The organism is Hydrogenophaga sp. GW456-12-10-14-TSB4, from assembly GCF_059424305.1.
Window position 1 is genome coordinate 149,072 of the sequence record NZ_JBWKZH010000003.1, and the last position, 19,489, is coordinate 168,560.

The 19,489-nt window shown below is 69.5% G+C and carries 20 protein-coding genes; 11 read left to right on the forward strand and 9 right to left on the reverse strand.

Going from position 1 to position 19,489, the window contains the following annotated elements; translation table 11 throughout:
• Positions 1-38: 38 nt before the first annotated feature.
• Positions 39-1,382, forward strand: coding sequence for a DUF3422 family protein (locus AC07ZS_RS02920; protein ID WP_494797132.1), 1,344 nt, complete (start codon positions 39-41; stop codon positions 1,380-1,382).
• Here AC07ZS_RS02920 and mnmA read toward each other — a convergent pair.
• Complete coding sequence (mnmA, locus tag AC07ZS_RS02925; protein WP_494797133.1) at positions 1,379-2,530, reverse strand: tRNA 2-thiouridine(34) synthase MnmA; 1,152 nt, start codon at positions 2,528-2,530, stop codon at positions 1,379-1,381. The two genes, AC07ZS_RS02920 and mnmA, sit on opposite strands and share 4 nt — an antisense overlap.
• Before the next feature lie 79 nt (positions 2,531-2,609).
• On the opposite strand from mnmA, the gene AC07ZS_RS02930 reads away from it, so the two are divergent.
• The 4 genes from AC07ZS_RS02930 (at position 2,610) to AC07ZS_RS02945 (ending at position 6,136) form a co-directional block, all read left to right on the forward strand.
• On the forward strand, positions 2,610-4,025 hold the full coding sequence (locus AC07ZS_RS02930; protein ID WP_494797134.1) for an ethanolamine ammonia-lyase subunit EutB: 1,416 nt from the start codon (positions 2,610-2,612) through the stop codon (positions 4,023-4,025).
• Positions 4,022-4,795, forward strand: a complete 774-nt coding sequence (eutC, locus tag AC07ZS_RS02935; RefSeq protein WP_494797135.1) for an ethanolamine ammonia-lyase subunit EutC — start codon at positions 4,022-4,024, stop codon at positions 4,793-4,795. Before AC07ZS_RS02930 ends, eutC begins: the two co-directional genes overlap by 4 nt.
• 23 nt (positions 4,796-4,818) lie before the next feature.
• Entirely contained in the window at positions 4,819-5,223 is a 405-nt protein-coding gene (arfB, locus tag AC07ZS_RS02940; RefSeq protein ID WP_494797136.1) for an alternative ribosome rescue aminoacyl-tRNA hydrolase ArfB, read from the forward strand.
• 169 nt (positions 5,224-5,392) lie between these two features.
• The gene (locus tag AC07ZS_RS02945) at positions 5,393-6,136 is read left to right on the forward strand and encodes a hemerythrin domain-containing protein (RefSeq protein WP_494797137.1); all 744 of its coding nucleotides are present in this window, start codon (positions 5,393-5,395) and stop codon (positions 6,134-6,136) included.
• Here the strand turns inward: AC07ZS_RS02945 and AC07ZS_RS02950 are convergent.
• Together AC07ZS_RS02950 and AC07ZS_RS02955 are read right to left on the reverse strand one after the other, a co-directional pair.
• A complete protein-coding gene (locus tag AC07ZS_RS02950) occupies positions 6,133-7,497 on the reverse strand; it encodes a GAF domain-containing protein (RefSeq protein ID WP_494797138.1) in 1,365 nt (454 codons plus the stop codon). The genes AC07ZS_RS02945 and AC07ZS_RS02950 overlap by 4 nt on opposite strands.
• Complete coding sequence (locus tag AC07ZS_RS02955; protein ID WP_494797139.1) at positions 7,494-7,967, reverse strand: pyridoxamine 5'-phosphate oxidase family protein; 474 nt, start codon at positions 7,965-7,967, stop codon at positions 7,494-7,496. The genes AC07ZS_RS02950 and AC07ZS_RS02955 overlap by 4 nt, the downstream gene beginning before the upstream one ends.
• A 132-nt stretch (positions 7,968-8,099) precedes the next feature.
• On the opposite strand from AC07ZS_RS02955, the gene AC07ZS_RS02960 reads away from it, so the two are divergent.
• Positions 8,100-8,702 carry a TetR/AcrR family transcriptional regulator gene (locus AC07ZS_RS02960; RefSeq protein WP_494797140.1) on the forward strand — a complete coding sequence of 201 codons (603 nt, stop codon included), beginning with the start codon at positions 8,100-8,102 and terminating at the stop codon, positions 8,700-8,702.
• A 57-nt stretch (positions 8,703-8,759) separates the two neighbouring features.
• Positions 8,760-9,644, forward strand: coding sequence for an alpha/beta hydrolase (locus AC07ZS_RS02965; RefSeq protein WP_494797141.1), 885 nt, complete (start codon positions 8,760-8,762; stop codon positions 9,642-9,644).
• Between the two features lie 16 nt (positions 9,645-9,660).
• Here the strand turns inward: AC07ZS_RS02965 and AC07ZS_RS02970 are convergent, their stop codons facing one another.
• The gene (locus tag AC07ZS_RS02970; protein ID WP_494797142.1) at positions 9,661-10,137 is read right to left on the reverse strand and encodes a MarR family winged helix-turn-helix transcriptional regulator; all 477 of its coding nucleotides are present in this window, start codon (positions 10,135-10,137) and stop codon (positions 9,661-9,663) included.
• A gap of 111 nt (positions 10,138-10,248) precedes the next feature.
• Here AC07ZS_RS02970 and AC07ZS_RS02975 point away from each other — a divergent pair, with 111 nt between their 5' ends.
• The 4 genes from AC07ZS_RS02975 to AC07ZS_RS02990 are packed head-to-tail and all read left to right on the forward strand — an operon-like array spanning position 10,249 to position 13,674.
• The gene (locus tag AC07ZS_RS02975) at positions 10,249-11,451 is read left to right on the forward strand and encodes a 3-hydroxybenzoate 6-monooxygenase (protein ID WP_494797143.1); all 1,203 of its coding nucleotides are present in this window, start codon (positions 10,249-10,251) and stop codon (positions 11,449-11,451) included.
• Positions 11,452-11,465: 14 nt separating this feature from the next.
• Complete coding sequence (locus AC07ZS_RS02980; protein ID WP_494797144.1) at positions 11,466-12,524, forward strand: cupin domain-containing protein; 1,059 nt, start codon at positions 11,466-11,468, stop codon at positions 12,522-12,524.
• Positions 12,525-12,540: 16 nt separating this feature from the next.
• A complete protein-coding gene (locus AC07ZS_RS02985; protein WP_494797145.1) occupies positions 12,541-13,242 on the forward strand; it encodes a fumarylacetoacetate hydrolase family protein in 702 nt (233 codons plus the stop codon).
• 30 nt (positions 13,243-13,272) lie between these two features.
• A complete protein-coding gene (locus AC07ZS_RS02990) occupies positions 13,273-13,674 on the forward strand; it encodes a YbaN family protein (protein WP_494797146.1) in 402 nt (133 codons plus the stop codon).
• 6 nt (positions 13,675-13,680) lie between these two features.
• Here the strand turns inward: AC07ZS_RS02990 and AC07ZS_RS02995 are convergent, their stop codons facing one another.
• From AC07ZS_RS02995 to pgk, 5 genes are all read right to left on the reverse strand, one after another.
• Positions 13,681-14,577 (reverse strand): LysR family transcriptional regulator, encoded by an 897-nt coding sequence (locus AC07ZS_RS02995; RefSeq protein ID WP_494797147.1) that lies wholly within the window; start codon positions 14,575-14,577, stop codon positions 13,681-13,683.
• Positions 14,577-15,662 carry an ABC transporter ATP-binding protein gene (locus AC07ZS_RS03000; protein ID WP_494797155.1) on the reverse strand — a complete coding sequence of 362 codons (1,086 nt, stop codon included), beginning with the start codon at positions 15,660-15,662 and terminating at the stop codon, positions 14,577-14,579. Before AC07ZS_RS03000 ends, AC07ZS_RS02995 begins: the two co-directional genes overlap by 1 nt.
• Positions 15,663-15,693: 31 nt before the next feature.
• On the reverse strand, positions 15,694-17,424 hold the full coding sequence (locus AC07ZS_RS03005) for an ABC transporter permease (RefSeq protein WP_494797148.1): 1,731 nt from the start codon (positions 17,422-17,424) through the stop codon (positions 15,694-15,696).
• A gap of 74 nt (positions 17,425-17,498) precedes the next feature.
• Positions 17,499-18,833, reverse strand: coding sequence for an ABC transporter substrate-binding protein (locus AC07ZS_RS03010; RefSeq protein WP_494797149.1), 1,335 nt, complete (start codon positions 18,831-18,833; stop codon positions 17,499-17,501).
• Between the two features lie 206 nt (positions 18,834-19,039).
• A partial coding sequence (gene pgk, locus AC07ZS_RS03015) for a phosphoglycerate kinase (protein WP_494797150.1) occupies positions 19,040-19,489 on the reverse strand: 450 nt, incomplete at its 5' end.

Here is a 19,489-nt window from a genome sequence, read left to right on the forward strand (position 1 = left end):
TTCGCATACAGTGAGCGTCCATCGCCGATGCCCCGACCATGATCGAATCTCTCGAACCTTCCATCCTGCCCGCCGACGATGCGCTGCGCGCCGAGCTGCACAACGAGGTGCATGCGCGGCCTTCCGCGCGCATCCGCCTGCCCGCGCTCGTGGTGTTCGTCGCCGTGCTCAACGAGGGCGTGAGCCGGGAGCAGGAGTGCGAACACCTGCGCCGGCTGCCCGGCCAGCAGGACCTTGCCCTCGAGCAGATGCAAGGCAACTTCCTGCGGCTGCGCTTCGAGGAACACACGCTGAAGTGGGAGCGCCACACCGAGTTCACGCGCTATTCCATCGTGCAGCCGCTGCCCGCCCAGGCGGGCCTGGGGGCCAGCGACCCCGACCTGCTGGAGGCGCTGGTGGCCCCGCCCGGCTGGCTGCGCGACATCCCCGGCCGGACCATCGCGGCGATCCAGCTCGTGATGCTGCACGCCGAACTGCCGGAGCAGACCACGTCGGCGCAGGCCGCGCTCATGGGCCCGGCCCAGCGCTGGTTCGGCGGCCGCACCGTGGTGGCCTCCCAGCTCGGCGGTGGCCATTCGTGGGCGGTGACGGACTTCCAGCTCCAGCCCTCGGGGTTCGAGCGCGTGCTGGTGATCGCACCGCCCGACGTCAGCGAAACCCGCGCGGGGCGCATCTCGCAACGCCTGCTGGAGCTGGAGACCTACCGGCTGATGGCGCTGCGCGGCCTGCCCGTGGCCAAGGCGCTCGGGCCCACATTGACGCAGGCCGAAGCACAGCTCGCGAGCATCGCCGCGCAGCTGGAGAACAAGTCGGCCTCGGAACAGGATCTGCTGGACCAGCTGGTGTCACTCGCCGCGCGCGTGGAACGCGCCACGGCCGAACACACCTACCGCTTTTCCGCAACCCGCGCTTACGATGCGCTGGTCAAGCAGCGCATCGCCGAGCTGCGCGAGCGCCCCATCCCGGGCACACAGACCATTGGTGAGTTCATGCAGCGGCGCCTCTCTCCGGCCATGGCCACGGTGGCGGCCAGCGCGCAACGGCTCACCTCGCTGTCCGAGCGCATCTCGCGCACCAGCGCCCTGCTGCGCACGCGGGTGGACATCGTGACCGAGGCGCAGAACCAGCAACTGCTGGAGAAGCTCACGCGCGGGCAGGAAATGCAGCTGCACCTGCAGACCACGGTGGAGGGCCTGTCGATCGCGGCCATCTCGTACTACGTGATCAGCCTGCTGCTCTACCTCGCCAAGGGCGCCAAGGCCGCGGGCCTGCCGATCCAGCCCGAGATGGCGGCGGGCGCCCTGATTCCGCTGGTGCTGTGGGCCGTGTGGCGCACCACGCGGCGGATTCACGCCCGGCTCGGGGCGTCGCACAAGGCCTAGGCCGCCACAGGCCGGGCACTCGCCGGTGGTGCCTGAAAGGACGCGGCGTCGGTGGTGATCACGCCGCCGCCCAGGCAGACCTCGCCGTCGTACAGCACCGCGCTCTGGCCCGGGGTCACGGCCCATTGCGGGTCGGTGAAGTCGAGGGCAAAACCGCTCTCGCCTTCGGCCTCGAAACGGCAGGGCGCGTCCGCCTGGCGGTAGCGCGTCTTGGCGGCCAGCGCGGCGGCCTCGGGTGGACGGCCCGCCACCCAGCTCGCGTCCTGCGCGCGCAGGCGCGGCGTGAGCAGCCAGGGATGGTCGTGGCCCTGCACCACCCACAGCGTGTTCTTCTCGACGTCCTTGCGCGCCACGAACCAGGGCGCGTGGTCGTTGCCGCCCTTCTGGGCGCCCTTCTCGCGCACGCCGCCGATGCCCAGGCCCTGGCGCTGGCCCAGCGTGTAGAAGCTCAGCCCCACGTGCTGGCCGAGCACGCGGCCCTTGGCGTCCTTGATCGGCCCCGGTTCCTTGGCGATGTAGCGGTTGAGGAAGTCGCGGAACGGCCGCTCGCCGATGAAGCAGATGCCGGTGCTGTCCTTCTTCTTCGCGTTGGGCAGGTTGATCTCGGCGGCGATGCGGCGCACCTCGGTCTTGGGCAGCTCGCCCACCGGGAACAGGGTCTTGGCCAGTTGCGCCTGGTTCAGGCGGTGCAGGAAGTAGCTCTGGTCCTTGAGCGGGTCCCTGCCCTTGAGCAGCTCGAAGGCCCCGGCACGCTCGCGCACCCGGGCATAGTGGCCGGTCGCGATCTTCTCGGCGCCCAGGCGCATGGCGTGGTCGAGGAAGGCCTTGAACTTGATCTCGGCGTTGCACAGGATGTCGGGGTTGGGCGTGCGCCCGGCCTGGTACTCGCGCAGGAACTCGGCAAACACCCGGTCCTTGTACTCGGCGGCGAAGTTCACGTGTTCGATGTCGATGCCGAGCACATCGGCCACGCTGGCGGCGTCCAGGAAGTCCTGCCGCGTCGAGCAGTATTCGCTGTCGTCGTCGTCTTCCCAGTTCTTCATGAAGATGCCGATGACCTCGTAGCCCTGCTGTTTGAGCAGGTACGCGCTCACCGCGGAGTCCACGCCCCCGCTCAATCCGACCACCACGCGCTGTTTGCTTGCCATGGCGCGATTATCCCAGCGCCCCGATCCACCCGCAGGGCCTGGGGTGACTGCGCCCGCGCTTGGCCGTACAGTGGGGCGCATGGGCTTTCACCACCGCGTCGGCGCGCAGACCTACCGGTTCGACGACCTGCGCACGCTCCTGGCGCGCGCAACGCCCCTGCGCTCGGGCGATCAGCTGGCCGGTGTGGCCGCCGCCAGCAGCCAGGAGCGCGTGGCGGCACAGATGGCGCTGGCCGAGCTGCCGCTGTCGCATTTCCTGCAAGAAGCCGTGGTGCCGTACGAGGACGACGAGGTCACGCGGTTGATTGTGGACACGCACGGCGCGGCGGCCTTTGCACCGGTGGCCCATCTCACGGTGGGCGATTTCCGCAACTGGCTGCTGGGCGACGCCGCCAGCCCCGAGGCGCTCGCCGCACTGGCGCCCGGCCTCACACCCGAGATGGTCGCGGCGGTGAGCAAGCTCTGCCGGTTGCAGGACCTGGCCCTGATCGCGCGGAAATGCCGGGTCGTGACGCGCTTTCGCGGCACCATCGGCCTGCCAGGGCGGCTCGCGACGCGGCTGCAGCCCAACCACCCGACCGACGACCTCGCCGGCATCGCGGCCAGCCTGCTCGACGGCCTGCTGCACGGCAGCGGCGACGCGGTGATCGGCATCAACCCCGCGAGCGACAACGTGCTCCAGGTGATGCGCCTGCTGGCCATGCTCGACGAACTCATCGCCCGCTACGCCATGCCCACCCAGAGCTGCGTGCTCACCCACGTGACGAACACGCTGCAGGCGATCGAACGCGGCGCGCCGGTGGACCTGGTGTTCCAGTCCGTCGCCGGCACCGAGGCCGCCAACCGGGCTTTCGGGATCGACCTCGCGCTGCTGGCCGAGGCGCGCGCCGCCGCGCTCTCGCTGCAGCGCGGCGCGCTGTTCGACGACGGGCAGCGCGGGCAACACGTGATGTACTTCGAGACCGGGCAGGGCAGCGCCCTGTCGGCCGGCGCGCACCATGGCTGCGACCAGCAGACCCTTGAAGCACGGGCCTACGCCGTGGCGCGGCATTTCCAGCCCTTGCTGGTCAACACCGTGGTCGGCTTCATCGGCCCCGAGTACCTCTACAACGGCAAGCAGATCCTGCGCGCCGGGCTGGAAGACCACTTCTGCGGCAAGCTGCTGGGCCTGCCCATGGGTTGCGACGTGTGCTTCACCAACCACGCCGAGGCCGACGCCGACGACATGGACGCGCTGCTCACCCTGCTCTGCACCGCCGGCGTTCACTTCATCATGGGCGTGCCGGGGGCGGACGACATCATGCTCAATTACCAGAGCACCTCGTTCCACGACGCGCTGGCCATGCGGCAGCTGCTGGGCCTGCAACCGGCCCCGGAGTTCGCCGCCTGGCTGCAGCGCATGGGCGTCACTGAGCCGGGCAAGGCGCTGCGCCTGAGCCCGGCCCTGCCGCCCGCCCTGGCCCCCGCCATCGCCCGGCTGGGCAGCGCGCCATGAACCGGCCCGTGATCCCCGCCGGGTGGGAGGGCCTGCGGCGCTTCACCGACGCGCGCATCGCGCTGGGCCGCGCGGGCCACAGCCAGCCCACCGCCGCGCACCTGGCCTTCCAGCTGGCGCACGCCCAGGCCCGCGACGCGGTGCACGAGGCCTTCGACACCCGCGAACTGGCCGGCGCATTGCGGGCACTCGACCTCCCCACCCTGCCCCTGCACAGCGCCGCACCCGACCGCGCGACCTACCTGCAGCGCCCCGACCTCGGGCGGCAGCTGGATGCCGCCTCGCGCGAGACCCTGTCCGCCTGGCGCGCTGAACCCGACCTGGCCTTCGTGATCGCCGACGGTCTCTCGGCGCTGGCCGTGATGCGCCATGCCGCGCCCCTGATGGCCGCGCTGATGGCCCGGTTGCGCGCCGATCCCGCGCACCGCTGGACGGTGGCGCCCGTGGCCCTGGTCGAACAGGGCCGCGTGGCCATCGGCGACGAGGTCGGCGAAGCGCTGGGCGCGCGCACCGTGGTCGTGCTGATCGGTGAGCGGCCCGGCCTGAGCTCGCCCGACAGCCTGGGCATCTACTTCACCTGGGCGCCCCGGCCGGGCCGCAGCGATGCCGAGCGCAACTGCATCTCCAACGTGCGCGATGCCGGCCTGCCGCCCGCGCGCGCCGCAGCGAAGCTGCACGCACTGCTCACACAGGCCCGAGAGCGCCGGCTGACGGGCATCGGGTTGAAGGACGAGACCGACGACGGCACCGCGGCCTTGCCTTCAGGCTGAAGGCTGCGTGGCACACTGCGCCGATGCCGCTCACCATTGATCCCGCCGAGGTCGAATTCACCGCCATCCGCGCGCAAGGCGCGGGCGGACAGAACGTGAACAAGGTCTCCAACGCGGTCCACCTGCGCTTCGCCGTGCACGGCTCCTCGCTGCCCGAGGCCGTGAAGGAACGCCTGCTCGCGCTGAGCGACCAGCGCATCACCACCGAGGGCGTGGTGGTGATCAAGGCCCAGACCAGCCGCAGCCTGGAGCAGAACAAGGCCGAAGCCCTGGAGCGGCTGCAGGCGCTGGTCGATAGCGTGGCCACGGTGCCCAAGGCGCGCAAGGCCACCAAGCCCAGCTTCGGCTCGAAACAACGGCGGCTCGAAGGCAAGGCCACGCGCTCGGAAGTCAAACAATTGCGCGGACGCGTGCGCGGTTTGGACTGATCGAAACCCGTTCTGGGCGCTTAAGGTTTTTTTACGATTCCTTTAAGCGCTATTTAGCGGCGCGCTTCGGCGCGGATTCCTAGACTGCCTTTCCATGATTCGTCGCACATGGGGTGCGGCGGTCATGCAGAGACAACCCGGGCCACCGCCCACCCAAGGAATCCACACCATGCAATCCCACACTCTCGAAATGGCGCACGTCGCCGCCACCGCCCGCACCGGCCTGGGCCGTTTCAACTTCTATGCCGGCATCCACAAGGCCTTGCGCGCCTTCATGGCCGACACCTTGCTCACGGTCGGCCGCACCGACCCCACCGACGACGCGGAGCTGGCGCGCACCGTCGCGCAAGTCACCGAGCTGATGGAGCTGTGCGCCAGCCACGTGGCGCACGAGAACAACTTCGCGCACCCGGCTCTGGAGGCGCGCTGCCCCGGCGTCTCGGCCCCCGTGGCAGAGGAGCACGTCGGCCACCTCCACCACATCGCCCACCTGGGCGATGCCGCCCGGGCCCTGCCCGCCTGCGACGCAGACGAGCGCGAAGCCGGTCTGCACGCGCTGTACCTGGCGCTGGCCCTGTTCGTGGCCGACAACTTCCAGCACATGCACCAGGAGGAGACCGTGCACAACGCCGCGCTGTGGGCCGCCTACACCGACGCCGAACTGGTGGCGATTCACGACGCCTTGATCGCGACGATTCCGCAGGCCGAGATGATGCTCGTGATGCGCTGGATGCTGCCCAACCTGAACGCGCCCGAGCGCCTGGGCGTGCTGCAGGAGATGCGCTCGGGCGCACCGGCGCCGGTGTTCGAGGGCATGCTCGACGCCACGCGCGGCATGCTCAATGCGCACAACGCGATGAAGCTCGCGCGCGGCCTCGGGCTGCCGCCCGTGCCCGGGCTGGCCACCTTCTAAGCGGCCACCTCTTCCAGCTCGACCGGACGCAGGGCCTCGAAGCGGAAGCAGCCCCGCCCGGTCTTCTGGATGCGCAACTGCGGGCACTGCTCGGCCAGCCGCCGGTGCAGCAACAGCAGGCGGGCCTCCAGGTTGTCGGCCACGTCGGGCAGGCGCAGCGAGGTGTCGAGCCTCAGTTCCCGGTTGGTGAACTCGCTGCGGCCCTGGCGATGGCTGTCCTGCAGCAGCTTCCAGAGGATCGCGCCCGCCACGCCCTTGATCAGGTAGTTGTTGTTGACGAAGACGCTGTCGTTGCTGCGGTAGTGCCGCACGCGCAGCGGGGGGCCTGCGGGCACCGGCGGCACCGGAGCGGCGGCGCTCTGCACCTCTTCGTCGGTGCAGACCGTCTCGGCCTCCTGCATCAGGTCGATCGCCGTGGCCAGCTGCCCACCCAGCGCGACCAGCAGGTCCTCGTCTTCGTAGCCGAACCGCAGGTCCATCGGGCTCTCGACGAACAGCACCCCGATCACCCGGTCGGCCGAGACCAGGGGCACGGCCAGCTGGCTGTGCGGCTCCGACAGGCCGGGGTACGGGATGTCGGTCGCAGCCGGACCGCTGCCGTCCCCCACCAGGCTGTCGCGCATGGCCCGGCTGTACAGGTAGGCGCCGGCCATGTGGCCGATGCGCACCGGCGTGCGCTCGCGCGCGGCCACGCCGATCACGCCGTCGCCCAGCGCGATCTCCGAGCCCACGCCCGAGGTGGCGTAGCCGCGGCTGGCCACGGTGTAGAGGCGTTGTGTGGCCGCGTCGAGGATGAGCAGCATCGCGTGGGGCATCGCGAGCGACTTGTCGAGCACATCCAGCGTGGCTTCCAGCACCGCGTCCAGGCTGCGCGCGGCCGACAGCCGCACGCTGACCGTGCGCAGCACCGCCAGCGCCGGCGGCCTGGGCGGGGGGGCCGGCAAGGCCTCGGCCAGCGGCTCCTGCGGCAGGCGCTCGACCTCGATCACCTCGTGGATGTCCGAGCCGCGCAGGCGGAACACGTCGGCCATGCCGGTGTGGGAGGCGATGCCGGCGAGCTGCGCCTTCATGCTCTCGAACACCGGCCCCTCTTCCTCGGTGCGCAGGTAGCGCAGGTGCAGCCGGTAGAACACCGAATCGAGCGGGTTGAGCACCAGCAAGGTCGCGCGGGGATGCGCCAGCAGGTTCTGGCGCGTCTTGTTGAAGAACTGGAACGACAGCGCCACATGGCCCTCGTCCACGTAGTAGACCTGCGAGATGTAGGCCACGTTGGGCGTGCCGTCGGCGGCAGTGGTCGCCACCATGGCCGGGATCACGCCCTCCAGGCAGGGCCGCACCTCGGCGAGTTCCACGGCTCTCATGCACGCACCGCGATCGGCTGACCGGCCTTGCTGCCGGGCGTCTGGTCGAAGGCCTGCTCGGGCTCGAACTCGATCGCCACCACGTCGTCGAGGCGGTGCGCGAGCATCGCGCGCGCGAAGACGGGCGGGAATCCGAGCAGACCCAGTTCGCGCTCCATGTTGCGCAGGTAGCGCTGCAGCACCGGCGCATCGTCCTCGCGCGCCTCGCGCAGGCGGGCGGCGCGCGTCTTGAGCTGCACGGTCTTGTCGGTGCTGGGCTGGCTGAACACCGCCGCCAGGCGCCCGCTGCGGGCCACATCGCGCAGCAGTTGCGCGGACTGGCTTCGGCACAGGTACACCGTGAACAGGCGGCCCTGGGGCCCCACCCGGCTGCCCACCGCGCGCATGACGCTGGGCACGAGGTCCGGCCCGCAACTGCTGACGATGACGGAGATGCCGGCGTCCAGCATGGCCAGGTGCGCCGGTGTCAACAGGGGTGAATGGGGTTGTTCCAAGGGCAGCGGCTCGAGGTGCACAGGACCCCGAAATCATAGCGACGGCGGGTGGTGGCGCCAAGCGCGGCGCGGCCTTGCAATTTCGCACAACCGTGCTAAAGTTATTCCATGGACGCCCGGACCCAGAAAAGTGAAATGACGCGCGCCGCCATCGTGGGCGCGGCGCTGGACCTCGCCGCGTCCGACGGCCTGGAGGCGATCAGCCTGCAGTCGGTGGCCGACCGCATCGGCCTGTCCAAGAGCGGCGTGTTCTCGCGGGTGGGTTCGCGCGAGGCCTTGCAGAAGGCGGTGATCGAGGAGTTCGGCCGCCGCTTCATCGGCGACGTCTTCGTGCCCGCGATGCAGATGCCCAAGGGGCTGCCGCGCCTGAGCGAGATCGTGCGGCGCTGGCTGATCCGCCTGCGCGACGTGGAAGCACACAACGGCTGCCTCTACACCTCGGGCGCTTTCGAGCTCGACGACCGCGAGGGCGAGCTGCGCGAGCTCCTGCTCGGCGAGGTCACGCGCTGGCGCGCCGCGCTGCGGCGCACCGTGCTGCAGGCGATCGAGATCGGCCACCTTCAGCCCGACACCGACCCGGATCAACTGGTCGGCGAAATCTGCAGCCTGGCGATCGGGCTGGTTCACGACGTGCGCTTCCTGCGCGATCCCCGCGCCGCCGAGCGCGCCCAGGCCACCTGGCAACGCCTGGTCAAGACCTACGAACGCTGACCCATTTCCTTTTTTTCCATCAATTTCGCACGACTGTGCGATTTACAGGAGATTCTCATGAACACCACCCCGCTGCAGACCGCTTCCGCCTACTACCAGGCCAACCCGGGCACGCGCTGGCTGCGCTGGGCGCTGGGCCTGTCGGAACGGCTCTGGCCTGCGCTGGCCGTGCGCGGGGCCTACCGCCTGTTCGGCACGCCCCTGCCGCCCAAATGGCTGCACCGCCGGCAACCCGGGCTGAGCGGCTGGCAGGCCACGCCCTGGCCCTTCGAGCAGGCCAGCGTCACGCTCTACCAGCCGCCCAACCCGCAAGGGGCGGTGGTGCTTCTGCTGCACGGGTGGGGCGGCCACGCCGCGCAGATGCTGCCGCTGGCGCAGGCCCTGATCGAGCAGGGCCTGCACCCCGTGCTGGTGGACCTGCCCGCCCACGGGCGCAGCCAGGGCAGCACCAGCAACCTGCCGCAGTTCGCCCGCGCGATCGAGTACCTCACCGCCCGCCTGCAGCAGCAAGGCCACGAGGTGCGCGCCGTGGTGGCGCATTCGCTGGCTGCGAACGCCCTGGCCTATGCGGCCGCGCGCGGCCTGCCCGTGGCCCGGCTGGCCCTGTTGGCGCCGCCGGCCTCGCCCCACGCGTACACGCGCCTGTTTGCCATGGTCTTCGGCCTGAGCGAACACACCCGGGAACGCCTGCAGCAGCGGGTGGAAGCGCGCGAGGGCATTCTGATGCGCCAGTTCGAGCCGGCCGCGGTCGGCCCGCGCGTGGCCGTGCCCACGCTGATCGTGCACGACCGCGAGGACCGCATCAACCGCTTTGCCGACGCCGAGGCCTACCGCGACACGATTGCCGGGGCGCGACTGGTGGCCACCCAGGGCCTGGGCCACACCCGGTTGCTGCGCGACGAGCAGGTGCTGCAGGCGGTGGTCGCCCACGTGCAGGGCTGAGCCCCGCCGCGCTCACCTACTTCATCGCTTCGCTGGGCGCGCGGCTGTGCTCGTTGTTGGTGTCCACCAGCAGGCGAAGCAGCTTCATGAACTCGCTCCGCTGGCGCTCGGACAACGGCGCCAGGATGTGCTCCTGCACCTGCAGCATGGCCGGCACGGCGTCGGCCAGCAGGGCCTGGCCGGCGTCCGTCAGCACCAGCTGACGCGAACGCCGGTCCTCGGGTGAGGTGCGCCGCTCCAGCAGGCCGCGCGACGCCAGGCGATCCACCACGCCGCCGGTGGTGGACGCGTCCAGCGCGATGGTGCGCGCCAGCGTGCGCTGGTCGATCTCCGGGTGGTTGGCCACGGTCTGCAGCGCCGCGTACTGCACCGGCGTGAGGCCCAGCTCGCCCAGCTCCTGCAGAAAGATGCCGACCGAAATCTGGTGCAGCCGCCGGATGTTGTGACCGGGCTGATCGTCGATGTCGATGGCCGGAGGCTGGCAGCGCTTCATGAGAAGGTCGGGAGGGCGTCAGGAGACAGGAGGGGGTTGCCGGAATCCTAGCATCGCCCATACAATAAGTACACTTAGCATCTGCATGCCGTGCATGTGAAGGAGACACCCATGACTTCGCCCTCCCAGGGACTTCCCGTGCTGGTGGCCGGTGGCGGCATCGGCGGCCTGGCCGCCGCGCTCGCCCTGGTGCGCCAGGGTTTTCGCGTCAAGGTGCTGGAGCAGGCGCCGGAGATCGGCGAGATCGGCGCCGGCATGCAGCTCGGCCCCAACGCCTTCCACGCCTTCGACGCACTGGGCGTGGGTGAGCAGGCGCGCAGCCGCGCGGTCTACACCGACTTCATGGTGATGCACGACGCGCTGAACGAATACCAGGTCGGCAAGATCCCCACCGGTGAGGCCTTCCGCCAGCGCTTCGGCAACCCTTACGCGGTGATCCACCGCGCCGACGCCCACGGCTCGCTGCTCGAAGGCGTGCAGGCCAGCGGCCAGATCGAATTCCTCACCTCCACGCGCGTGGAACGCATCGAGCAGGACGCCGACGGCGTGACGGTGCACGACCAGCACGGCACGGCGCACCGGGGCCTGGCGCTGATCGGGGCCGACGGCGTGAAGTCCGTGGTGCGCCAGCAGTTCGTGGGCGACGAGGCCCGCGTGACCGGCCACGTGGTCTACCGCGCGGTGGTGGACAAGGCCGACTTCCCCGAAGACCTGCGCTGGAACGCGGCCAGCATCTGGGTCGGCCCGAACTGCCACCTGGTGCACTACCCGCTGCGCGGCGGCGAGCAGTACAACGTGGTCGTGACCTTCCACAGCCGCGACGCCGAAGAGTGGGGCGTGAAGGAAGGCAGCAAGGAAGAGGTGCAGAGCTACTTCCAGGGCATCGTGCCGCGGGCCCGCCAGCTGATCGACCTGCCCAAGAGCTGGAAGCGCTGGGCCACGGCCGACCGCGAGCCGATCGGCCAATGGAGCTACGGCCGCGTCACGCTGCTGGGTGACGCCGCCCACCCCACCACGCAGTACATGGCGCAGGGTGCCTGCATGGCGATCGAGGACGCGGTGACGCTGGGCGAGGCCCTGCGCGCGAACCACAATCACTTCGAGAAGGCGTTCGACCTGTACCAACGGTCGCGCGTGGCGCGCACCGCGCGCATCGTGCTGAGCTCGCGCGAGATGGGCCGCATCTACCACGCCAGCGGTGTGGAGCGCCTGGTGCGCAACGACCTCTGGCGCGGCCGCAGCCCCGAGCGCTTCTACGATGCGATGGAGTGGCTGTACGGCTGGAACGTCGACAACTGTCTGGCCGATCACTGAACCCAGGAGACCCCATGAACGACCTCGGACGACTCGAAGACCTGCCCGCCGACTACGTGGCCGAGCTGCGCGCGCTCAACCTGGTGCCGCTGTGGCCCAGCCTGCGCGGCGTGCTGCCGCCGAAGATCCCCACGCGCCAGACCCAGGCCACGCACTGGGCCTACCAGTCGATCAAGCCCCTGCTGCTCAAGGCCGGTGAACTCACGCCGATCGAAAAGGCCGAACGCCGCGTGCTGGTGCTGGCCAACCCGGGCCACACGCTGGAGAAGATGCAGGCCAGCTCGGCCATCTACCTGGGCATGCAGCTGCTGCTGCCCGGCGAGTGGGCGCCCAGCCACCGCCACACGCCCAACGCGGTGCGCATGGTGGTCGAAGGCGAAGGCGCCTGGACCACGGTGGACGGCGAGAAATGCCCGATGTCGCGCGGCGACCTGATCCTCACGCCCACAGGCCGCTGGCATGAGCACGGCCACGACGGCGACCAGCCCGTGATCTGGCTCGACGTGCTCGACCTGCCGCTGATGTACTACCTGGAGGTGAGCTACCACCTCAACGGCGGGCGCCAGGAAACCCTGCCGGGCCGGGGCGACCGCGCCTACGCACGACCGGGCGTGGTGCCCACGCCGGTGTTCGGCCGCAGCGGCAAGCGCTACCCCATGCTGCGCTACGCCTGGGTCGACGCCAAGGCGGCGCTGGAATCGATGGCCGCCGACCGACCCGACCTCGAGGCCGTGCAGGTGACCTACACCAACCCCGAATCCGGCGAGGACGCGGAAAACGTGCTGGGCTTTCACGCGCTGATGCTGCGCCCGGGCCAGACGCTCACGCTGCCCGCGCGCTCCCCCGCCGTGGTCTACCACGTGATCGAAGGTGCGGCCCGCGTGGCCACCGACGCGCAGGGCTTCGACCTCGTGTCGGCCGACACCTGCTGCATCCCCGGCTACACCGGCACCACGCTCACCAACGCCTCGTCCACCGCTCCCGCGTTCCTGTTCCTCGCCGACGAGTCGCCGCTGCACCGCAAGCTCGGTGTCTATGAAGTGCGCCCCGACAACCAACCCCACATGCCGTGAAGCGGCCTGACCTCCCATGACCACCTACCTCTTCCCCCCGCCCCCCGTCGCGTCCGTTCCCGTGCGCGGCAAGACCGAACAATTCCCCGTCAACCGCCTGTTCTTCGTTGGCCGCAACTACCACGCGCACGCCGTGGAAATGGGCCGGCCGGTGGACAAGACGGCCGAGCGGCCGTTCTACTTCACCAAGGCCCCGCAGACGCTCGCGCTCTCGGGCGCGACCACGCCCTACCCCAGCGAGACGAACAACTACCACTTCGAGATGGAACTGGTGCTGGCGGTGGGCAAGGCGGGCTTCCGCGTGAAGGCGGAAGACGCGCAGGACATCATCTACGGCTATGCCTGCGGCCTGGACATGACGCGGCGCGACCTGCAGCTGGTCGCGCGCGACAAGGGCCGCCCCTGGGACCTGGGCAAGGATGTGGAGCACTCGTCCGTGTGCAGCGAGATCGTGCCCATGCCGGGCGTGGTGATCGAGCGCGGCGGCATCGAGCTGGCCGTCAACGGCGCCGTGAAGCAGAAGTCCGATGTGGACAAGCTGATCTGGAACATCCGCGAGATCATTGCCGACCTCTCGCTGTTCTACCACCTGCAACCCGGCGACCTGATCTACACCGGCACGCCCGAAGGCGTGGGCGCGGTGCTGCCGGGCGACAAGATCACCGGCAGCGTGGACGGTGTCGGCACGGTCGAACTTACGGTCGGCCCGAAACCCTGAAACAGAGGCGCTGGCTATGATGCCAGCGTCATGTCCTCCACGCCCTCGTCTTCCCGCACCGTGCGCTGGCTGCTCTGGCTGGCCGGCACGGTGTCGCTGGCGCTGGGCCTCATCGGCGTGGTGCTGCCGGGCCTGCCCACCACGCCCTTCGTGCTGCTGGCCGCCGCCTGCTACGCCAAGGCCTCGCCCCGCCTGCACGCCTGGTTGCTCAACCACCGTTTTCTCGGCCCCATGGTGCGCGACTGGGAGCAGCACCGCAGCCTGACGCGCCGCACCAAGACGGTGGCGATCGGCTCCATGGTGGTGATGGTCGGCCTCTCGGCCTGGGGCTTTCGCCACCAACCCTGGGTGCTGGCCGCGCTGCTGGCCGCCGCCGCCATCGGGCTCATCGTGGTGGCGCGCATCCCCACGCGCGAACGCCCCACTTCCTGAACCGCCTCAGGCCGGCTGGCGCGGCGGCAGGCCCCAGACCTGGCGCAGCACCGACAGCGCCGCGACGATGGCGGGGTCGTGCTCCGCGGTCTTGGGGTAGATGAAGCTCAGCAAGGCGGCCACGCGCGTGTGCGGCCAGATCACCAGCTCCTCGCGCTCGGCCGCCGGCACCGCCATGTCCTCGCGCAGCAGCGCCAGCCCCAGCCCGGCGCGCACCAGGCTGTAGGGCGCCGAGGCGTCGTCGGACTCCACCACCTGGTTGGGCAGCAACCCCTGGCGCGAAAAAAGGTCGCGCAGCAGTGTCTGCACATGGCCGGCGTGCGGCGTGCCGATCCAGGGCAGGTCGGCGATCTCGCGCCAGCCCGCGTGCAACAGCCGATCGCGGTAGGCCACTGGTGCCACCACGCGGTAGTGCAGGGTCTGCAAGGGCAGCCCGAGCACGTCGCGCGGGATGTGGGGCCCGATGTAGAACGCCGCCTGCAGCGTGGAGGTGGCCACACCCTCGCGCAGCGTCTCGGCATCGCCCGAGCGGGTCTTGATGTCCAGCAGGGGCAAGGCCGCCACCAGACCGCCGAGCAGGGAGCCCAGCCGCAGCGCATCGGGGTCGCCCAGCGTGCCGATGACCAGGGAACCAGCGACTTCGCCCTGCAGCTCGCGCGCGCGCCCGATCAGCGAGCCCGCGGCGGCCAGCACCTTCTCGGCCTCGGGCAACAGGCGCTCGCCGGCGCGCGTGAGCGCGATGCGCCCGGGCCGCCGGTCGAACAGCGAGACGCCCAGCTCTTCTTCCAGCGCCTTGATCTGCCCGGTGACCGCGGGCTGCGTGACGTGCAGGGCCTCGGCCGCGCGCGTGAGCTGGCCGATCTTGGCCACCGTGACGAAGGCACGCAGCTGGTAGATCTCCATCAGTGCGTCAGGAAGCGCGCCTGCGAAGGCTCGATGCCCAGCCGCACCTCGGCCCCGGGCGGGAACAGCGAGAGGCCCGAGAAGTGCGCCTGGTTGGCGACGATCAGGGTCTCGCCCACGCGCACGCGGTAGCGCGAGGTCTCGCCCAGGAACTCGGAGCTCTCCACCCGGCCGTCCAGCCAGATCCGCGAGGCATCGCCATGCTCGTCGCGCACGCGGATGTGCACGGTGTGCGGCCGGAACGCCAGGGAAGCAGGCCCCGTGCCCGGGCTCTCCTGGTTGCGCGGCAGCACCATCTCGCCCAGGCCGTCGGCCTGGAAATGCAGGGTCTCGCCGTTGACGTGCGACACCCGCCCCGACACCAGGTTGGCCGTGCCCACGAAGCTGGCCACGAAACGGTTGGCCGGGAAGTCGAACAGCGCCGCGGCCGTGCCCACCTGCTGCAGCACGCCCTTGTCGAGCACGGCCATGCGGTCGGCGGTGGTCATGGCCTCTTCCTGGTCGTGCGTCACGAAGATGGTGGTCAGCCCCAGCGTGCGCTGCAGGTTCTTGAGCTCTTCGCGCATCTGCACGCGCAGGTTCTTGTCGAGGTTGGACAGGGGTTCGTCGAGCAGGAGCAGCTTGGGTTCGATCACCACCGTGCGCGCCAGCGCCACGCGCTGCTGCTGCCCGCCCGAGAGCTGGCTCGGCCGGCGCTGCGCGTAGTCCTGCAGGCCCACCAGCTCGAGCGCGGCCCCCACCTTGCGGCGCAGCGACTCCTTGGGCTCCTTGCGCTCCACCAGACCGAAGGCCACGTTGTCCCACACCGTCATGTGCGGCCACAGCGCGTAGTTCTGGAACACCATGCCCACGTTGCGCAGGTGCGGCGGCGTGCCGGTGATGTCCTTGCCGTCGATCAGCAGCTCGCCGCGCTGGTGCTGGTTGAAGCCGGCGATGAGCCGCAGCAGCGTGGACTTGCCGGAGCCCGAGGGCCCGAGCAGGGCGAAGAACTCACCCGGCTCGATGCGGATGTTGACGTCCTTGAGCACCTCGGTGCTGCCGTAGCTCAGGCTGATGTGGCGCGCTTCGAGGGAGACCTTGTTCAGATGCATGGCTGTCTTTCGATGTGTCGGTCGTTCAGGGCTGGGCGGCGCGGTCGGGCGCGCGCGACTTCTCCACCACGCGGTGCGAGAGGTAGGTGCCGATGGCCACCACCACCACGGCCACCACGCCCAGCGCGGCGCCCGGCCCGCGCCCGGCGATGCTTTGCATGTAGAGGTAGATGCCGTAGCTCATGGGCGCCTGGCTCTGCGCCGAGGTGAGCAGGATGGTGGCCGAGAGCTCCACCGCGGCGGTGATGAAGCTGGTGACGAAGCCGGCCAGGATGCCACCCATCATGAGCGGCACCATGATGCGCCGCACCGTGCTGACCTTGCCCGCGCCCAGGCTCTGCCCCGCCTCTTCGAGCGAGATGTGCACCTGCTGCAGCGCGGCCATGCACGAGCGCAGCGCATACGGCAGGCGGCGCACCGCGTAGGCGATCATGATCAGCACCCAGGTGCTGATCACCGGCGTGTCGGTGAACGGGATGTCCACGCCCTTGAACATGCGCAGGTAGCCGATGGCCAGCACCAGCCCGGGAATGGCCAGCGCGATCGAGGCGATGTAGTCGAGCCAGCGGCGCGCGGGCAGCTCGGTGCGGAAGATCAGGTAGGCGATCAGCGTGCCGAGCACCACGTCCAGACTCGCGGCCATCAGGCAGTATTTGAGGGTGTTGACCACCATCAGCTTGGAGTCGGTGAAGATGGTGGCGTAGTGCTCCAGGGTGTAGCTGTCGGGCAGCACCGAGAAGCTCCAGACCTTGGAGAAGGACATCAGCAGGATGCCGATGTGTGGCGCCAGCGTGACCAGCAGCACGAAGCCGACCCAGGCATAGGCCATCACCGAAGCCCAGCCGCGCAGCGGTCGGCGCTGCAGCGAGTTGCCGCCCTTCTGCAGCGTGGAGTAGTCCTTGCCCTTCATCACGCGCGAGGCCATCCACAGCGCCAGGATCGACAGCACGATCATGATCACGCTGATGACGTAGCCCAGCGGGTCCTCGATGCCCACCGAGGTGATGCGCAGGTAGGCCTGGGGCGCGAGCATGTTGGTCACGCCCATCACCAGCGGCGTACCGAGGTCGTCGAAGACCTTCACGAACACCAGCGCCGCGCCGGCCAGGTAACCCGGCAGCGAAAGCGGGAAGATGATGCGCCAGAACAGGCGCCAGCCCTTGGCGCCGAGGTTCTGCGCCGACTCTTCCATGGCGCCGTCGATGTTGCGCATCGCGGCCACCAGGTTGAGCAGGATGAAGGGGAAGTAGTGGATGCTTTCGACGAAGGTCACACCGACCAGGCCGTCCATGAGGGGCACGGTGAAGCCGAACCAGTCGTTGAGCAGCAGGTTGACCGAGCCGCTGCGCCCGAAGATCAGCTGCAGCGCGACCGCGCCCACGAAGGGCGGCATGATCAGCGGCAGCACGCCCAGCGTCTGGATCAGCAGGGCGCCGCGGAACTCGAAGCGCACCGTGAGGTAGGCCAGCGGGATGGCGATCACCGAGGCGAAGAACACCGAGGCCAGCGCCACCACCAGGCTGTTGATGAGCGACTCGCGCAACAGGCTCTGGCCGAAGAAGTTGCTGAAATGCCCCAGCGTGGGCGCGCCGGTTTCCGTCACGAAGGCGGTGTAGATCACCTCCGCGATCGGCAGCAGCAGAAACAGACCGAGGAAGGCGAACACCAGGCCGGCAAGCAACCAGTGGCCCCACACGGTGGGCGGGCGCAGCCGGCGCGGCGCGGGCACGTCGGAACCTGTCAGGACAGCGGACATGGGCAATCTTTCCGGGAAGGGAGGGACCCGCGCACGGCAGGCCGCCGCGCGGGCATCACAGGGCGTTCAGGTGCTCACTTGGCCAGCGCGCCGGCCTGGTTGGCCAGGTCGCGCGCGCGCTCGTAGTTGGCCTTGGCTTTCGAGCTCCACAGCTCTTCGAGCCCGGTGAGCTGCTTGGCCACTTCCACGTCGCGCTTGTTCTGGCGGAACAGGTTGAGGAATTTTTCGTCCTTCACCATGCTCTCGGGCACCAGCGACGAGTAGGCGAAGCTGCGGGCCTGGCGCAGCAGCTCGCTGCCGTGCGCGTTGGGCTTGGCGTGCAGCTTGCGATCGGCCTCGTGGATGGCGCGCGTGGCGGCCTGCAGCTCCTTGAGGCGGAAGGTCACCATCTGGTCGAACAGGCTCACCACCACCTGGTAGCGGTTGCTGGAGAGGTCGGTGTTGAACTGCACCTTGGCGCGCTTGGCGATGTCCTGCGCGTCGGGATAGCCGGCCGGCGCCTTGTTGCCAAACGAGGCGTTGGGCAACACCGGCAGGCGGCTGATCTTCGGATCGAACAGCAATTCCTGGCCTTCGCGCGAGAGCGTGTAGGCAATGAACTTCTTGGCCTCGTCGGCGTTCTTGCCGCCGCTGATGAGCGCGATGTTGGCCGGCACCACCGCCGTCACCGAAGGGTAGTGGAACTCCACCGGGTAGCCCGAGTACTTGCCGGCCAGGCCGAAGAAGTCGATCACCATGCCGACGCCGTACTGGCCGTTGTTCACGCCGTCGGGCACCGCGAAGCTGCGGTCGGTCACGGCCGCGCAGTTGCCCGCGATCTGCAGCATCTGCGTCCAGCCCTTTTCCCAGCCTTCGCCCTGCAGGATGGTCTCGACCGTGAGGTGGGTGGTGCCCGAGCGCGAGGGCGAGGAGATGGCCACGTGGCCGAAGTAGGCGGGTTTGGTCAGGTCGGCCCACTCGCGCGGCGCGGGCACCTTGTTGGCCTGCATGTAGCGGGTGTTCCACATCAGGCCGTAGCCGGCCAGCGCCTGGCCGTAGTACAGGCCGTTCGGGTCGTTGATGGGGTAGTTGCCGACCTTGGCCGGCACCTGGGCGTTCTTGACCTCGGGCGCGGCCTGCAGCAGCTTGTCGCGCGCCAGCACCTCGAAGGCGTCGGGCGCCGAGGCCCACATCACGTCGGGGCGCTGGCCCACCGCCAGCTCCTTGATGTAGGCGATGCTGGCGGTGGTGTTCTTGTTGAGGATCTCGATCTTGATGCCGGGGTTGGCGGCTTCAAAGGCCTTCTTGTAGGCCTCCGTCAGTTCCTTGGGGAACGAGGTGAGGACGGAGACCGTGCCCGCGTGGGCGGCGGACCATGCCGTCACCAAAGAAAGAACCGCCACCTTCAGCGCTGCTGTCTGTCGTGCCATGCCTGTCTCCATCGTTGTGTTTGCGACGGAACCAATTTAGCAACAGAAAGCGCGCACGACCAATCATGGTTTCTGATAGGCCGCATAAACCGCGGCGTGAGTCGGGTAAACCCCGAGCGGCAACGCCGATCCGGCGCCGGGCCGCCCCAAGCCGGATCAGCCCCCTCGGGGGGCAGCGACCCGCGCAGCGGCGGAGCGTGGGGGCATCAACCCTTGGCGCGGCGCGCCAGCACTTCAAACGCCGGCAAGGTTTTGCCCTCGAGCACCTCGAGGAAGGCCCCACCGCCGGTGGAGATGTAGCCCACGTCCTTCTCGATGCCGTACTTGGCGATGGCGGCCAGCGTGTCGCCACCACCGGCGATGCTGAACGCGCTGCTCTTCGCAATGGCGTCGGCAATGGCCTTGGTGCCGCCCTCGAAGGCCGCGAACTCGAACACCCCCACCGGGCCGTTCCACACGATGGTGCCGGCCTGCATCAGCTGCGCCGCCAGCTTGGCTGCCGTCTCGGGGCCGATGTCCAGGATCAGGTCGTCGTCCGCCACCTCCGTGGCCTTCTTCACCGTGGCCGGCGCGTCCGCCGCGAAGGCCTTGGCCGTCACCACGTCGGTGGGGATCGGCACCTCGGCGCCGCGCGCCTTCATGGCCTCGATCACCGC